The organism is Streptomyces sp. NBC_00386 (assembly GCF_036063235.1).
Classification (GTDB): domain Bacteria; phylum Actinomycetota; class Actinomycetes; order Streptomycetales; family Streptomycetaceae; genus Streptomyces.
On the sequence record NZ_CP107950.1, the window covers coordinates 4,365,562 to 4,380,552 of the forward strand.

15 protein-coding genes and 2 pseudogenes are annotated in these 14,991 nt (G+C 69.7%); 6 read left to right on the forward strand and 11 right to left on the reverse strand.

Annotated elements, in window-relative coordinates:
- Positions 1-13 precede the first annotated feature (13 nt).
- Positions 14-1,237: a VTT domain-containing protein gene (locus OG780_RS19120; protein ID WP_328449788.1), complete on the reverse strand. Its 1,224-nt coding sequence runs from the start codon at positions 1,235-1,237 to the stop codon at positions 14-16.
- Positions 1,238-1,377: 140 nt separating this feature from the next.
- On the opposite strand from OG780_RS19120, the gene OG780_RS19125 reads away from it, so the two are divergent.
- Positions 1,378-1,743 carry a YbjQ family protein gene (locus OG780_RS19125; RefSeq protein WP_326786343.1) on the forward strand — a complete coding sequence of 122 codons (366 nt, stop codon included), beginning with the start codon at positions 1,378-1,380 and terminating at the stop codon, positions 1,741-1,743.
- 185 nt (positions 1,744-1,928) lie between these two features.
- Here the strand turns inward: OG780_RS19125 and OG780_RS19130 are convergent, their stop codons facing one another.
- Positions 1,929-2,696, reverse strand: a complete 768-nt coding sequence (locus OG780_RS19130; RefSeq protein WP_328449791.1) for a MerR family transcriptional regulator — start codon at positions 2,694-2,696, stop codon at positions 1,929-1,931.
- Between the two features lie 152 nt (positions 2,697-2,848).
- On the opposite strand from OG780_RS19130, the gene OG780_RS19135 reads away from it, so the two are divergent.
- Together OG780_RS19135 and OG780_RS19140 are read left to right on the forward strand one after the other, a co-directional pair.
- Positions 2,849-4,135 (forward strand): ion channel protein, encoded by a 1,287-nt coding sequence (locus OG780_RS19135; RefSeq protein ID WP_328449793.1) that lies wholly within the window; start codon positions 2,849-2,851, stop codon positions 4,133-4,135.
- Positions 4,136-4,203: 68 nt separating this feature from the next.
- Positions 4,204-5,610: a glutamate decarboxylase gene (locus OG780_RS19140; protein ID WP_328449795.1), complete on the forward strand. Its 1,407-nt coding sequence runs from the start codon at positions 4,204-4,206 to the stop codon at positions 5,608-5,610.
- 220 nt (positions 5,611-5,830) lie between these two features.
- Here the strand turns inward: OG780_RS19140 and OG780_RS19145 are convergent.
- The 4 genes and pseudogenes from OG780_RS19145 to OG780_RS19160 form a co-directional block, all read right to left on the reverse strand.
- Positions 5,831-5,979: pseudogene (locus OG780_RS19145) on the reverse strand (PadR family transcriptional regulator); the annotation flags it as partial.
- A 25-nt stretch (positions 5,980-6,004) separates the two neighbouring features.
- Positions 6,005-6,553 (reverse strand): DinB family protein, encoded by a 549-nt coding sequence (locus OG780_RS19150; RefSeq protein WP_328449797.1) that lies wholly within the window; start codon positions 6,551-6,553, stop codon positions 6,005-6,007.
- Between the two features lie 114 nt (positions 6,554-6,667).
- Entirely contained in the window at positions 6,668-8,128 is a 1,461-nt protein-coding gene (locus OG780_RS19155; protein WP_328449799.1) for an aldehyde dehydrogenase family protein, read from the reverse strand.
- A 135-nt stretch (positions 8,129-8,263) separates the two neighbouring features.
- Positions 8,264-9,088, reverse strand: coding sequence for a helix-turn-helix domain-containing protein (locus OG780_RS19160; protein WP_326790861.1), 825 nt, complete (start codon positions 9,086-9,088; stop codon positions 8,264-8,266).
- Positions 9,089-9,426: 338 nt separating this feature from the next.
- Between OG780_RS19160 and OG780_RS19165 the strand changes: the two genes are divergently transcribed.
- Entirely contained in the window at positions 9,427-9,948 is a 522-nt protein-coding gene (locus OG780_RS19165; protein ID WP_328449802.1) for an ATP-binding protein, read from the forward strand.
- A 138-nt stretch (positions 9,949-10,086) separates the two neighbouring features.
- Here the strand turns inward: OG780_RS19165 and OG780_RS19170 are convergent, their stop codons facing one another.
- The 4 genes and pseudogenes from OG780_RS19170 to OG780_RS19185 all read right to left on the reverse strand — a co-directional run bounded on the left by OG780_RS19170 (position 10,087) and on the right by OG780_RS19185 (position 12,159).
- Complete coding sequence (locus tag OG780_RS19170; RefSeq protein WP_037625978.1) at positions 10,087-10,371, reverse strand: DUF397 domain-containing protein; 285 nt, start codon at positions 10,369-10,371, stop codon at positions 10,087-10,089.
- Positions 10,372-10,577: 206 nt separating this feature from the next.
- On the reverse strand, positions 10,578-11,057 hold the full coding sequence (locus OG780_RS19175; protein WP_328458242.1) for an SRPBCC family protein: 480 nt from the start codon (positions 11,055-11,057) through the stop codon (positions 10,578-10,580).
- A 104-nt stretch (positions 11,058-11,161) separates the two neighbouring features.
- Positions 11,162-11,491 (reverse strand): annotated as a pseudogene (locus OG780_RS19180) (ArsR/SmtB family transcription factor); the annotation flags it as partial.
- 281 nt (positions 11,492-11,772) lie between these two features.
- Positions 11,773-12,159 (reverse strand): VOC family protein, encoded by a 387-nt coding sequence (locus tag OG780_RS19185; RefSeq protein WP_328449804.1) that lies wholly within the window; start codon positions 12,157-12,159, stop codon positions 11,773-11,775.
- Positions 12,160-12,366: 207 nt separating this feature from the next.
- Between OG780_RS19185 and OG780_RS19190 the strand changes: the two genes are divergently transcribed.
- Positions 12,367-12,876, forward strand: coding sequence for a hypothetical protein (locus OG780_RS19190; protein WP_328449806.1), 510 nt, complete (start codon positions 12,367-12,369; stop codon positions 12,874-12,876).
- A 176-nt stretch (positions 12,877-13,052) separates the two neighbouring features.
- Positions 13,053-13,610 (forward strand): DUF4232 domain-containing protein, encoded by a 558-nt coding sequence (locus OG780_RS19195; RefSeq protein WP_328449808.1) that lies wholly within the window; start codon positions 13,053-13,055, stop codon positions 13,608-13,610.
- A gap of 139 nt (positions 13,611-13,749) precedes the next feature.
- On the opposite strand, the gene OG780_RS19200 is transcribed toward OG780_RS19195, so the two are convergent.
- A complete protein-coding gene (locus tag OG780_RS19200; RefSeq protein ID WP_328449810.1) occupies positions 13,750-14,877 on the reverse strand; it encodes a DUF2786 domain-containing protein in 1,128 nt (375 codons plus the stop codon).
- Positions 14,878-14,991 lie beyond the last annotated feature (114 nt).

Here is a 14,991-nt window from a genome sequence, read left to right on the forward strand (position 1 = left end):
CCGGGCGGGTGCGTCAGTTCTGCGCGGGACCCTGGCCGTAGGGGTGCTGTTCGGCACCGTACTGACGCCCGGGGTGGCCCTGGGGGTGCTGCTGCGGGTGGGCCTCGCCCTGGTCGTAGCCCTGCTGGTAACCCTGGTCGTACTGCTGCTGGTCGTAGCCGTAGCCCTGGTCCTGGCCGTACGGCTGCTGGTACTGCTGCTGGGGCTGGGGCTGCCGCTGGGCCGGGTACGGGTCACCCTGGTTCCCGTAGCCCTGGCCCTGGTTCCCGTAGGCCTGGCCCTGGTTCCCGTAAGCCTGGCCGTGTCCCTGGTTGCCGTACGGCTGCCCCTGCCCCTGGTTCCCGTACGACTGCGACTGCCCCTGGCCCTGGTCCCCGTACGACTGATCCTGGCCCTGATTCCCGTAGCCCTGCCCGTGGCCCTGGTTGCCGTACGGACCGCCGTGGTTCTGGCTGCCGTACGACGAGTCCTGGCCCCCGTGGACCGGCGGCACGCGCAGCGGCCTGGTCGCGTCGTCCATGACGGGCGCGGCGGGACGGGTGCGGGCGGCCCCGGGCCGGGCCGGGAAGGGCTCCTGGAAGTCCTGGGGGTCCTCCGCCTGCTGGGGCGGGTTCTTCTTGGCCTGGGAGCGGGCGCGCAGGAACTCGATGATGATCGGGACGACCGAGACGAGCACGATCAGGATCAGGATCAGCTCGATGTGCTTGTTGACGAACTCGATCTTGCCGAGCCAGGCACCGAGCAGCGTGACACCAGCGCCCCACAGGACGCCGCCGATGACGTTGAAGGTGAGGAAGGGGCGGTACTTCATGCCGCTGACGCCCGCGATGATCGGCGTGAACGTGCGGACGATGGGCACGAAGCGGGCCAGCACCAGGGACTTGGGGCCGTGCTTCTCGAAGAACTCGTTGGCCTTGACCACGTTCTCCTGCTTGAACAGGCGGGAGTCCGGGCGCGTGAAGAGCGAGGGTCCGACCTTCTTGCCGAAGAGGTAACCCGCCTGGTCGCCGAGGACCGCGGCGAGACAGATCAGCGGGATCGCCGCCCACAGCGGGAAGTCCATGGCGTCCGTGGCGATCAGCAGACCGCAGGTGAACAGCAGCGAGTCACCCGGCAGGAAGAAGCCGATGAGCAGGCCGGACTCGGCGAACACCACCAGCAGCAGGCCCCATATGCCGAAATTGTCCAGGAGCGTGTTCGGATCCAGCCAGCTGGGACCGAGGGCAAGCGTCATCACGGGTCCGGACTCCTGAGGGGTGAAGGGAGGTGCGGCAGTCCTGTACGGCCGGCCAAAGCTATCAACGCGATGTGCCGACGCCAGGTTCCACCCGTGACTCCAGGATGCACTGTGCGACGACTGGGACAAAGCTGTGGACCATGGGCATCGATGAATACGGCGGCGGCCAGAGTCCCCACGCGGACGTCCTGGTCGTCACGACGAACGACGTTCCCGGTCATCGCGTCGAGCAGGTCGTCGGCGAGGTCTTCGGTCTCACGGTCCGCTCACGCCATCTGGGCAGCCAGATCGGCGCGGGCCTGAAGTCGATGATCGGCGGAGAGCTCAAGGGGCTCACCAAAACGCTGGTGGAGACCCGGAACCAGGCCATGGAGCGGCTTGTGGAGCAGGCACGCGCGCGTGGCGCCAACGGCGTGCTCATGTTCCGCTTCGACGTCTCGGAGGCGGCGGACGTGGGCACGGAGGTCTGCGCCTACGGCACGGCCGTGGTCCTGGTGAAGGAATAGCCCACGCCGCAGGACAGTGGCCCGTACCGGTGGAGGCGGCGGGCCCCGGACTCCGTCGGCGACCGCTCCGTACGGGTTAAGGGACGACCGCTCCGTACAGGTCCCCCCGGCGGCCGCTTCGTACAGGTAAGGGGCGCCCGCCCCTGTCGGCGCCCCTTACCTGTCGGGCTTCCCCGGTTTACCTGTCAGGCTTCCCCGGTCTGCCGGGCGGCGTTCGCCGTGATCGCGTCCCTGAGGTGTTCGGCCAGCCCCGGCCGCATGGAGTCGTAGAACGCCTTGAACCGTTCGTCCGCGACGTACATGTCACCGAGGCCCCGGTGGATCTCGTACGTACAGGTGTAGAACCACTTGGTGATGTGCTGCCGGTGTTCCTCGGCCATGTCCATGGCCCGCGCGCCGTCCGGCCGCTCCCCGGCCGCCATCAGGGCGTCGTACCGCTCACCCCAGGAGGCCACCTCGGCCTGCATGCGCTTCCAGTCGTCCTTGGTGTAGCGGGCGGTGCGGCGCTGCGACTCGGCGTACGTCTCCGTGCCGCCCCAGCGACGTTCGGCCTCCTCCGCGTGTTCCTCGGGGTCCTTGTCCCCGAAGACCTCGAACTTCTCCTCGGGCGTGAGGTTGATGCCCATCGTGCGTGCCTCCATGGCGTGCTCCACGGCCGCGGCCATCTTCTGCAGCTTCTCGATCCGGGCGGTCAGCAGGTCGTGCTGGCGGCGCAGATGCGCGCGCGGGTCCGCTTCCGGGTCGTCGAGCAGGGCGGCGACCTCGTCGAGCGGGAAGCCGAGCTCCCGGTAGAACAGGATCTGCTGCAGCCGGTCGAGGTCGGCGTCGTCGTAGCGCCGGTGACCCGCGTGGCTGCGTCCGCCGGGCGCGAGCAGACCGATCTCGTCGTAGTGGTGCAGCGTGCGCACCGTGACTCCGGCGAACCCGGCGACCTGTCCCACTGAATAGCCCACTTCCGCTCCTTCCTCGGTACGCCCTTCACGATGGGGCCTGACGCGACGTGAGGTGCAAGCCCGGAGTCCAGGGGCCCGGCGATGCGGTTCGGGCGGCGTCCGGCGGCGACGCTCGGGATGTTATGTCCGATTCGCGCGCTTAGGGTGAGCCCGTGACCCACGAAGCGGCTCCCCCGGGACCGGCCCCGACCCGGGCGACGCCCGCACGGACTCTGCTGCCGCTTTTCCTCCCCGCCGCGGCCGTCGGCGCCGTCTCGAGCCTTCTCTACGTGGGGGTGAGCAAGCTCGCCGACCAGCTCAAGGACGTGCTCTGGACGAACCTGCCGGACGCGCTCGGCATCGGCGGGTACTCCTCGCTCTGGATGATCGTCATGCTCACCACGACCGGCATCCTGGTCGGTCTGGTGGTGTGGAAGGCGCCGGGGCACGCGGGGCCCGACCCGGCCACCGTGGGGATCCAGGGGGAGCCGATGGCCCCCTTCATCCTGCCCGGACTGCTGGTGGCGACCGCGCTGATGCTGGCGGGCGGCCCGAGCCTCGGTCCCGAGAACCCGATCATCGCCACCAACGTCGCGCTGGCGTTCTGGGCGGGCCGCAGGTTCGCGCCCGCGGCGCCCGGCGCGCTGTGGGTGATGCTGGCCGAGGCGGGAACGATCGGCGCCCTGTTCGGTACACCGGTCGCGGCGGCGCTGGTCATCTCCGAGGCGCTCGCCGGACGGCAGATCAAGGGCCTGCTGTGGGACAACCTCTTCGCGCCGCTGACGGCGGCCGCGGTGGGCTCGATCACCACGTCGCTGATCGGCCATCCGAGCTTCGACCTGGATCTGCCCCCGCTCGGTGATCCCGGCTGGGCCGACGTGCTGTCCGCCCTCGTGATCGCCTCCGCGGCGGCGGTGCTCGGCATGGCCGCCGTCTACGTGTTCCCCTACGTCCACAAGGTGTTCTCGCTCCTGCGCCACCCCATGATCGCCCTGCCCGTCGGCGGGCTCGTCCTCGGCCTGCTGGGCTGTCTGGGCGGGCCGCTCACGCTGTTCAAGGGCCTGGACGAGGTCGCCGAGATCGCCCGGCACCCGGACGACTACTCGGCGGGCCGGTACGCGCTGATGGCCGTGGTGAAGCTGGCCGCGCTGGTCGTCGCGACGTCCTGCGGGTTCCGGGGCGGCCGGATCTTCCCGGCCGTCTTCGCCGGTGCCTCGTTCGGTCTGTGCGCCCACGCGCTCGTGTCCTCGGTCCCGGCCTCGCTGGGCCTGGCCGCCGGAGTGCTGGGCGTGCTCCTAGCGACCACCCGGCAGGGCTGGGTGAGCCTGTTCACGGCCGCCGTCCTGGTGTCCTCGCCCACGATCATCGCCCTGCTCTGCATCGCCTCGCTGCCGGCCTGGCTGCTGGTGACCGGACGGCCGCAGCTGCAACTGCGCGACGACGGAAGTTCGGTCCGGTGAACCGACGGGGCGCCCTCAGCCGATGAGCAGAATGGGACCCCCGTCCCGCCGACCGTTGGGAGAAGCCCATGCCGCTCCACCAGGGCCGCCAGAAGCCCGATGAACGCCCCGCCTCCGTCAACCCCTTCTACGGACAGGCCAATCCGGTCAGCGGCATGATCGAGGCACCGCCGAAGCACCGCCTCCCGGACGGCCCCCTGCCACCCACGACCGCGCTCCAGCTCGTCCACGACGAGCTCATGCTGGACGGGAACTCCCGGCTGAACCTGGCCACCTTCGTCACCACCTGGATGGAACCGCAGGCCGGGGTCCTGATGGCGGAGTGCCGGGACAAGAACATGATCGACAAGGACGAGTACCCCCGTACGGCCGAACTGGAACGGCGGTGCGTGGCGATGCTCGCCGACCTGTGGAACGCGCCGGATCCCGCGGCCGCGGTGGGCTGTTCCACGACCGGGTCGAGCGAGGCGTGCATGCTCGCCGGCATGGCGCTGAAGCGGCGCTGGGCGCAGCGCAACGCGGACCGCTACCCGGGCGCGCGGCCCAACCTGATCATGGGCGTGAACGTCCAGGTGTGCTGGGAGAAGTTCTGCAACTTCTGGGAGGTCGAGGCCCGTCAGATCCCCATGGAGGGCGATCGGTTCCATCTCGACCCCGAGGCGGCGGCGGAGCTGTGCGACGAGAACACGATCGGGGTGGTCGGCATCCTGGGCTCCACCTTCGACGGGTCGTACGAACCGATCGAGGAACTGTGCGCGGCGCTGGACCGGCTCCAGGAGCGCACGGGCCTCGACATCCCGGTCCACGTCGACGGCGCGTCCGGGGCGATGGTCGCGCCGTTCATCGACGAGGACCTGATCTGGGACTTCCGGCTGCCCAGGGTGTCGTCGATCAACACCTCGGGGCACAAGTACGGCCTGGTCTACCCGGGTGTCGGTTGGGCGCTGTGGCGGACGGCTGCCGAGCTGCCGGAGGAACTGGTCTTCCGGGTGAACTACCTGGGCGGCGACATGCCGACCTTCGCGCTCAACTTCTCCCGCCCCGGAGCGCAGGTCGTCGCGCAGTACTACACGTTCCTGCGGCTGGGCCGGGCCGGCTACCGGGCCGTGCAGCAGACGACCAGGGACGTGGCCCGCGCCCTCGCCGAACGCGTGGACTGCCTGGGCGACTTCCGGCTCATCACCCGCGGGGACGAACTGCCGGTGTTCGCCTTCACGACGGCGCCCGAGGTGACGGCGTACGACGTCTTCGACGTGTCCCGGAGAATGCGCGAGAGCGGCTGGCTGGTGCCCGCGTACACCTTCCCCGAGAACCGCGAGGACCTGTCCGTGCTGCGCGTGGTGTGCCGCAACGGCTTCACCTCCGACCTCGCCGAACTCTTCATCGAGGACCTGACGCGACTGCTGCCCGAACTGCGCCGGCAGCCCCATCCGCTGACCCGGGACAAGGGGGCGGAGACGAGTTTCCACCACTGAGGGCCCGCCCGGCTCCCCCTCCAGGCAGCCGGCCCCGACGAGGCACCGGGTCGCCCCGGGGGCAGGAGCCTCGGGCCGGGCCTTCCCCGGGGCCGGAGCACCCAGCCCCGGACACCCGGAGCACACCCACCGGAATCCTGGGCGACCACGCCCCTGTGGTGCTTCGTCAGCGGCTCAGGCGGGCGAACCGCCGTACCGCCAGCGGGAAGAAGACCACGAGCAGGGCCTTGAGGGCGTGGTAGATCGAGCCGGGCTTGGCGTTGGACCACTCGTGCGCGCCCAGCACTCCAGGTCGTTGCGCACCTGATAGCCGTGGGCCCGCCCGTGCTGGCGGACCGCGCCGAGCACGAGGAGACGGATCGCTGACATACCGGCCAGCCTAGGGGTGCCCCGGTCAGCCCCCGGAGGAGCCCTGTTCCATCGCCACCAGTTCGAAGGCCGTCTTGCCGTCCAGGGATTCGCGGATGATGTCGGCGTGCCCGGCGTGCCGGGCCGTCTCGCGGATCAGATGGAGGGCCACCCAGCGCATCGAGACACGGCCCTCGGGCGGGAACCAGGGGTCGGGCGGAAGCGCGAAGGTGTCGTCGAGGCTCGGCACCGAGAGCAGGAAGGCCTCCGTCTCGGCGGCGACCTTCTCCCAGTGGGCGAGCTGCGAGGCGACCGTCTCGCCGTCGGTGAGGACGAAGCACTCGTGCCAGTTCGACTCGTCCCGCCGCACGGCGGGCGGCTCGCCCTTGGCCCGCGCGATCCAGCCCTGCTCGACCTCGGCGACATGCTTGAGCAGCCCGGAGAGGGAGAGTTCACTCGCGCTCGGCCTGCTCGCCGCCTGTTCCTCGGTCAGCCCGAGCAACGACCGGCGGATACCGCCGCGCTGTTCCTCGATGAAGGCGAGCAGTGCCCCGCACTCGTCGCCCCGTTCTTCCGCTCGCACATGCGTGACCATGACCGGCCGCCTTTCATCGGGTCCTTCCGGATGACACCGATGACGCTACGGACCCTTGCGGTCAGTTTCTGTCCGCAAGGGTCCGGGCGCGCTGGACGATCACGCGAAGGCGGCTCAGAAGGGGAAGCGGCTCCGCCCGTGCTGCACCGAGATCCACTTCGTCGTGGTGAAGGAGTCGACCGTCGTCTCGCCGTTCAGGCGGCCGATGCCGGAGTGCTTCTCACCACCGAAGGGGACGAGGGGCTCGTCGTGGACGGTGCCGTCGTTGACGTGGAACATGCCGGTGTCGATCTGCTTGGCGAAGTTCACGCCGCGCTCGATGTCGGCCGTGTGGACGGCGCCCGAGAGGCCGTACGGGGTGTCGTTGACGATCCGGACCGCCTCCTCCTCCCCGTCGAACGGGACCAGGAAGACGACCGGGCCGAAGACCTCCTGGCGGAGCAGGTCCGAGTAGGCGGGGACGCCGGTCAGGACGGAGGGTTCGACCAGGTTGTCCGTGGTGGTGCCGTGCAGCAGGGCGGTGGCGCCCTCGGTGATCGCCTGCTCGACGACGCCCGACAGCGCGTCCGCCTGGGAGGAGTTGATGACCGGGCCGATGACCGTCTGCGGGTCCCTGGGGTCGCCGGTCTTCAGCTTCTTGACCTTGGCGACGAACTTCTCGGTGAACTCGGCCTCGATCGACCGGTCCACCAGGACGCGGTTGGCGGCCATGCAGACCTGCCCCTGGTGGACGAAACGGCTGAAGACCGCCGCGTCGACCGCGTAGTCGATGTCCGCGTCCTCCAGGACCACCAGGGCGCTGTTGCCGCCCAGTTCGAGCACCGAGCGCTTGAAGTTCGCGGCGCAGACCGTGGCGACGTGCCGGCCGACCTTGTCGGAGCCGGTGAAGGAGATGACCTTCGGCACCGGGTGCTCGATGAAGGCGTCGCCGATCTCGGCGATGTCGGTGATGACGACGTTGAGGAGACCGCCGGGCAGGCCCGCCTCCTCGAAGATCTTCGCGACCAGGGAACCGCCGGCGATCGGGGTGTTCTGGTGCGGCTTCAGGACCACGCCGTTGCCGAGCGCGAGGGCGGGGGCGACGGACTTGACCGACAGCAGGAAGGGGAAGTTGAAAGGGCTGATGACGCCGACGACACCGACCGGGACGCGGTAGAGGCGGTTCTCCTTGCCGTCGACCGGCGAGGGGATGATCTTCCCCTCGGGACGCAGCGCGAGCTGGACCGACTCGCGCAGGAACTCCCGGACGAGGTGCAGCTCGAAGGCCGCCTTGAGGCGGGTGCCGCCGAGCTCGGCGATGATCACCTCGGTGATCTCTTCCTCGCGCTCGTCGATGACGGCGAGCGCCTTCTCGAAGACCGCGCGGCGCGCGTACGCGTTCGTCGCGCCCCACTTCTTCTGGGCGCGCTCGGCGGCGCGGTAGGCGTCATCGACCTCGTCGACCGTGGCTATCGTGATCGATGCCAGCTTCTCGCCGTCGTACGGGTTGAAATCGATGATGTCCCAGGAGCCCGTTCCCGGGCGCCACTCGCCGTCGATGTACTGCTGGGCCAGGTCGGTGAAGTAGGACGACATGTGCTCCCTCAATCCCTGTGCTGCCGAGGCAGTCCTTGGCCCGGGTCAGCAGACATCCGATCACGGTCTGATCACATGTCATCGTACTTGTGTTTCAAGGGAGTTGAGGGATACCAGGGAAGTCCGGGGCCGCTCTCAGGAGAGCTGGAGCAGTCCTCGCAGCAGATCGCGGCTCTCGTCCGGCCCGGGGCTGTCCTGCTGGAGCTGCTTGAGCGCGCCCTCGTACTGGTTGACGTCCTCGCGCTTGTCCAGATAGAGCGCGCTGGTGAGCTGCTCCAGATAGACGACGTCCGACAGATCGGACTCGGGGAAGCTCAGGATGGTGAAGGCGCCGCTCTCGCCGGAGTGCCCGCCGAAGCTGAACGGCATGACCTGAAGCCGCACGTTGGGCCGCTCGGATACCTCGATCAGGTGCTGGAGCTGTCCGCGCATCACCTCGCGGTCGCCGTACGGGCGGCGCAGCGCGGCCTCGTCGAGGACGATGTGGAACTCGGGGGCGTTCTCGGAGACGAGGTACTTCTGCCGCTCCAGGCGCAGGGCCACCCGCCGGTCGACGTCGGCGGCGGAGGCGCCCTTCATCCCGCGCCGGACGACGGCATGGGCGTACGCCTCGGTCTGGAGCAGTCCGTGCACGAACTGCACCTCGTACACCCGGATCAGGTGGGCCGCGCCCTCCAGGCCGACGTAGGTGGGGAACCAGCTGGGCAGGACGTCGGAGTAACTGTGCCACCAGCCCGCGACGTTGGCCTCCTTGGCGAGCGAGACCAGGGACTTGCGCTCGGCCTCGTCGGTGATGCCGTAGAGCGTCAGCAGATCCTCGACATCGCGGGTCTTGAAGCTCACCCTTCCCAACTCCATACGGCTGATCTTCGATTCGGAGGCACGGATCGAGTAGCCGGCCGCTTCACGGGTGATGCCACGCGCCTCACGCAGGCGCCGCAGATGTGACCCCAGCAGCATGCGCCGCACCACCGAGCCGCTCGACTCACCAGCGCTCACGTTCGTCAGCCTCCCCAACCGTCTTCCAGACGCCGAAGTCTGCCACTAAAACACTTCAAGCAGTACTCGTTCAGTTACGGAAACGGAAAGCAGCCAAAGCTGACGCACAGGAAAGGATCAGTGAAGCGTCGACAACTGAGAATAAGGTGAAGGAAGAAATGAGCAAGAAGTAGCAGAGGAAGGTCCAATTCGGGCGCGTGCACGTGCATCTGCCCTTGCATCTGCTGTACGCATTCGGAACCATGGTCCCCGCGCCACCGCTGCATCGCATCGACCGCGAACACCCGGGAGTGCCTCGCATGGGGACGAATGGATCGACCATGCTCGAACCCTTACGGCAGGGACTTCCGCCTCTCGATCCCGCGGCCGTGTCCGGCGCCGCTTCGTGCGCCTTGCCCGCCCGCTACGAAGCGGTGCGCGAGGCCCGGCAGTTCACCCGCGGAACGCTGGAACAGTGGGAGATCGGCGACCGTTTCGACGACGTCTGCCTGGTGGTCTCCGAACTCGTCACCAACGCCCTGCGGCACGCGCTGCCCGCGGACACCCCTCGTACGGACGACCAAGGGCCGCCCGTACGGCTGCACTTGATGAGGTGGACCTCGCGACTGGTGTGCGCGGTGCGCGATCCCAGCCACGAGAGTCCGGTCGCCGGCGACTCGGACGACTTCGCGGCGGAGTCGGGGCGCGGCCTCTTCCTGGTCGACTCGTTCTCGGACAGCTGGGGCTGGCACCCGCTCGCCGGAACGCTCAGCGGCAAGGTCGTCTGGGCGCTGTTCCGGCTGGGAGCACAGCCGGGGACGGCCGCGCTCAACTCCGAATAACGACCGCGGCGCCTTTTGGCGCCGCGGTTCTACGCGCGTTACGGAACGCTGAGTGAACTTCACCCTCGGTTTACGTCATCCGTACCGTGGCCACCCTCCCGTGACCGGCCGGTTCGGGACAGCTCGCGATCACTGCGGTCAGCCCGCGATCAGGTGGTCGAACTCGCCGTCCTTGATGCCCAGGAGCATGGCTTCGATCTCGGCGCGTGTGTAGACGAGCGCGGGCCCCTCGGGGAACCGCGAGTTCCGCACGGCCACGTCACCGCCGGGCAGCCGCGCGAACTCCACGCAGGAACCCTGTGAGTTGCTGTGCCTGCTCTTCTGCCAGGCGACGCCGTCAAGCTCGGTCGCAGCCATGCCGTTGTACACGAATTCAGCCATACCGTCGTACACGTCATCCACGTCGAACACGTCGTGGTCCACAGGTCGCTCCCCGGTCGTGCAGTGGCTGAGGTGGCCATAGATGCAGTAGTCAACTGACTCGGATCATAGCTCTGTTCATGTGCAGATGCATGGGCAGATGCACGTGCACGCGGGGTGGTCCTGCGGTTACAGCTTTTACCGGCCCTTGACTACCGGCTGTCGTTCGACCGACTACGGCCTGCACCTCACCGGAGTGCGGTACGGGCCTACATCCTGTCCAGCGCATTCCCCAGAGATCGCATCACATGCGATCTCCAGCCCCCGTCCATGATCTTCCGCGCCATCATCTGTGCGGGATCGTCCGGATCGAATCCCTCGTGTACTAGGAAGAGACGCGTACCGCGCCCTTCCTGTTCCAACGTCCAGGTAATGGTCCAGTCCGCCGGTCGCCGCGCGTCCGCGTCGGCCCAGCGGACGCTCAGCATCCGCTGCGGCTCGTAGGCGAGGACGCGCACGTCAACGGTGCCGGAGAAGTTCGTGTTGGGGCGCGGGACGGCGGTCAGCGTGTACCGGTGACCGACTTCGAGGCGGAAGTTCTCGGACCCCGGCATCTGCCACTGCGCGAGCAGTTCGGGCTCGGTGAGCGCCCGCCAGACCTTGGCGGGCGGATGCGGCAGGAACTGGGCGACGCGGATGGTCGTCAGGTCGTCGTCGGCGGGGACCGGACCCCGCGCACCGGGGTTCACGCCCTCCACGTCGGGGTTCGCGCTCTCCGGGTCGGGGTTCACGCCCTCCACGTCGGGGTTCACGTCCTGCGGGTCAGGGTTCGCGTCCTGCGGATCGGGGTTCATCATGTCTCGGCATCGTCGGGCATGCGGTCCAGGAGGTCGCCGAGGCCCTTCAGCCTGTCGCGCCAGAACCGCTCGTACGGATGGAGCCAGTCCTGGACGTCGGCGAGCGGGGCGGCCTCCAGGCGGTAGATGCGCTGCCGGCCCGCGCGCTCCTCGGACACGAGCCCGGCCTCCCGGAGCACCTTGAGGTGTTCCGAGAGGCTGGGGCGCCGCATGGCGAAGTGGTCGGCCAGCGCCTGAACGGGCTGGGGCCCCTGTTCACGCAGCAGCCGGAGCACCTCACGGCGGGTGGAGTTGGCGAGCGCCGCGAAGAGCTGGTCCTCGCGGGCCGCGGGAGCGTCGACGGCGACACCGGCGGCGGAGCCGGAGCCGGAGCCGGCTCCGGAGCCGGTCGAAGATCCGGCCCTGACCTCGGCCGCGGCTGAAGATCCCGCCGGGGCTGAAGGTCCGGCCTCGGCCGAAGATCCGACTCCGGCGGGAGTCGCGGCGGCAACAGCGGCTCCGGCGGGAGCTCCGGCTCCGGCGGAGGCTCCCGTTCCGGCACGCACTCCGACTGCGTCCCCCGGTCCGGCCCCGATCCCCGTCATGGCGCGCTCAGCACCTTCCGTCCCTACTCCGAGGCCGACTCCAGGGCCTTTTCCGTGACCAGCATCAGACCGTTGCCGTCAGGGTCCCGGAACGAGGCCATGCGGCCCCAGGGAAGGTCGTCGGGACCCTCCACCGCGACACCGGCGGCGGCGAGTCGCGCGCAGTCGGCGTCGACATCGGTCGTCACCAACATGATCCCCCGGGTCTCCCCGGGCGTGAAATCCCCCATTCCCGGACCCGAGAGCGTGAAGACGGTCTGCGCCCCCTTCGGCGCCACCTGGAGCCACCGGCCGGGCGGCATGTCCAGGTCGGCGGTGACCTCGAATCCGAGGACGTCCCGATAGAAGCGAAGGGCCCGGTCCTGGTCGGTGACGGGAAGGGTGACGAAGGAGGCGTGAGTGATGTTCATGGTCCGCAGCATAGGTAGGAGATTCCCTACGCGTCAACCGTAGGGAATCTCCTACCTATGGCGTTCTTGACGTCCTCTCGTCCCCGTCCCCGGCACACGCCCGTGAGCAACCGCACGCCGGATTCCCTGAGGGGGTCCCCAGGTCCTCCTGATAGCTTGCTGCGACCGTTCGGGCGACCCGCATCCATCCCACCCTTGGGGGCTTCAGTGACTACGGCGACCTTCCCGTCCCGCCACGCGCGTACCGCGGCCGCGACCGCGGGACTGGCGGCGGCGCTCGTGCTGACCGGTTGCAGCGGCGGGGGCGACGACTCCGGGGAGCCGTCGGCGAGCCCGAGCACGTCCGCGACGACGGACGGCGCCGGGACGGGCGGCGGCTCCGGTGCCACGTCCGCGGCGGGCGGCAAACTCCAGGGGAGCTGGCTCACCACCGCGGACGGCAAGGCCGTGGTGCTCATGGTCAACGGCAAGCAGGCGGGCCTCTTCGCGACCGGCGGCACCGTGTGCAGCGGAACGTCGTCCGACGAGGCGAGCATGCAGATGATCCGCCTGACCTGCACGGACGGCAGCAAGAAGCGCGCCGTCGGCATGGTCGACTCCGTCAGCGGTACGACTCTGACGGTCACCTGGGAGGGCGACCTCGGCAAGGAGACGTACACCAGGAGCGAGGGCGGAAAGCTGCCCACGGGTCTGCCCACGGCCGGCCTGGGCTCCTGATCGCCCGACCGCGCACCCCACGGGATCGCGCCGACCCATTCCGGCACAGCGGGAAAGTCCGCGATCAATATCGGGCGATACCGGTCCCGTGCGGGTGAACGGGGAGGGGTGCGCAACCTCGGCGGACCTCCGTGCGTGATGATCCATGCACATCGTCACGACTCCCAGGGGAACCCATGCGCGCTCTGCCCATCGCCGTCACCGTCCTCGCGGCGGCCCTCGCTCTGACCTCCTGCGACGGCGGCGGCTCCGGCAGCTCCAGCGGTTCCGGGAAGTCCGGTGACACGTCCGGCTCGGCGAAGAAGGCCGCCGTCGCGGCCTGTGTGATCGGTGACGCCGGAATCCAGGTCGGTCCCGCGAACCCCGCGACGGCCGCCGGGGACACGGGCAACATCCCGGTCACCCTGACCAACAAGGGCGCCCGGTGCACCCTGAAGGGCTTCCCCGGACTCACTGTGGAGGCGGGCGGCACCTCCGCGGAGATCGCGGCGGACGAGTCCGCGGCGCCGCAGGAGCTCACCCTCGCCAAGGACGACACCGCGTCCTTCACCATCACCTACGTGCGCGGCGCGGAGGGCGACGCGAAGACCCTCGCCGCGAAGACGCTGAAGATCAGCCTGCCCGGCGCCGACACCACGCAGAGCTACCCGTGGTCGTTCGGTCCGGTGGCCGGAAAGGGATCGGCGACCGAGCCGAACGCCTCCGTGACGCCGTTCCAGCACGCGGGCGACTGACGAGCGAGCCCCCTGCCCGGGGCTGTGGCCGTGGGGCCCCGCGGCAGCGGGCGCCCCGGCGACGGCCGGGGCGCCCGTCCTACGGCAGCTGGCGCCCGTCCTACGGCAGCCGGCGCCCCTCCAGTGGCCGTGGCTCGCCCTACGGCAGCGGGCGCCTGCCCCGGACCTGGGCCCGGTCCGCCGCCGCGGCACCCTCGTGCCATCCGGCCTCGTCGGTGACCCCGCGCATCCTGGTTGTCACGGTTTCCGGGAACATCTGGTCCAGGTGGTCCGTGACCGCCACGTCACGGGCCGCCAGGACCGGCAGCAGTTCCCCCTCCGTGGCGGTCACCTGTTCCTCGGCGACCGACGCGAGCCGGTCGCCGATCCGGTGCGCGTACGCGGCCAGGAAGGACTGCCGGAAGGTCTTCGTGCGTTTGCGGCCGCCCGCCCGCTGCGCCGCCTCCGCCTTCGCCATCGCCGCCGTGGCCTGCACGAGGAGCGAGGTGTAGAGGAGCTCGACCGCTTCCAGATCGGGTTCGAAGCCGACGACGGTCGAGAAGCAGAGGGCGTCGTTCCACACGGCCCGGCAGCGGTTCGCCCCCGCGACCGCGTCCAGGAGCACGGCCTTGGCCGTCTCGTACGGCGGCTCGACACCGATGCGGCAGGCACCGGGCGTGTCCTTCGCGTGGGTCCGCGCCGCGAGCAGGGCCTCGTCGATGCTGTGCCGTGCCATCAGCTCCTGCGCCTTGGCACTGAGCGCCTCCGCCTCCTCCGGGAACCCGGTCGCCTCCGCCTTCGCCAGCAGGGCGCGGATGCGGGTGAGCATGCGGGTCTCCTGCGGGGCGGAGGCCGTGACCGGCGCCCTGGGAGGGTCCAGCGGCTCGATGGAGGGCAGGCGCAGGAGCAGACGGTAGAGCTCCAGGGTCGCGGTGGCGCGCGAGAAACGGTCGGCCCGGAGGTCGTGGGGTTCGGCCTCCAGCTCGTCGAGCTGGGCCGCCCAGCGCGCACCCCGGGGCGCGCGGTCGCCCTCCCTCTCCTCGAGCACCAGGGAGATCAGCAGGCGTACGTGCACGTCGTCCAGGTCGCGCCGCACGATCCGTACGACATCGGCGGGCTGCCAGCCGCGCCGCCAGGCCGCCGCGACGAACTCGGCACCGCGGCGGGCTAGTTCGGCGTCGCAGGCCGGATCGGCGGCGAGCGCGGAGGCTCCGGTGTCGAGCGAGGTGTCGGTGTCGGCGTAGAGGGCGGCCGCGAAGGCGCGCTCCACGGTGCTGGACGTACTCATCCCCCGATCGTGTCACGGGCGGACCGAGGGCCGACGTACGCCCCGGCACCGTGGCCGCCGACTCGTCCACACCCTGTGGACAACGTGCCGCCCGCCGGAATCGGAGCGGCGGAC

What these genes read in the sequence shown, in the direction of transcription:
- OG780_RS19185 (WP_328449804.1), bottom strand. Translation starts at nt 12,159, where the DNA reads ATGAACATCACTCACGCCTCCTTCGTCACCCTTCCCGTCACCGACCAG.
- OG780_RS19155 (WP_328449799.1), bottom strand. Translation starts at nt 8,128, where the DNA reads ATGTCGTCCTACTTCACCGACCTGGCCCAGCAGTACATCGACGGCGAG.
- OG780_RS19195 (WP_328449808.1), top strand. Translation starts at nt 13,053, where the DNA reads ATGCGCGCTCTGCCCATCGCCGTCACCGTCCTCGCGGCGGCCCTCGCT.
- OG780_RS19140 (WP_328449795.1), top strand. Translation starts at nt 4,204, where the DNA reads ATGCCGCTCCACCAGGGCCGCCAGAAGCCCGATGAACGCCCCGCCTCC.
- OG780_RS19165 (WP_328449802.1), top strand. Translation starts at nt 9,427, where the DNA reads ATGGGGACGAATGGATCGACCATGCTCGAACCCTTACGGCAGGGACTT.
- OG780_RS19200 (WP_328449810.1), bottom strand. Translation starts at nt 14,877, where the DNA reads ATGAGTACGTCCAGCACCGTGGAGCGCGCCTTCGCGGCCGCCCTCTAC.
- OG780_RS19150 (WP_328449797.1), bottom strand. Translation starts at nt 6,553, where the DNA reads ATGGTCACGCATGTGCGAGCGGAAGAACGGGGCGACGAGTGCGGGGCA.
- OG780_RS19160 (WP_326790861.1), bottom strand. Translation starts at nt 9,088, where the DNA reads ATGCTGCTGGGGTCACATCTGCGGCGCCTGCGTGAGGCGCGTGGCATC.
- OG780_RS19125 (WP_326786343.1), top strand. Translation starts at nt 1,378, where the DNA reads ATGGGCATCGATGAATACGGCGGCGGCCAGAGTCCCCACGCGGACGTC.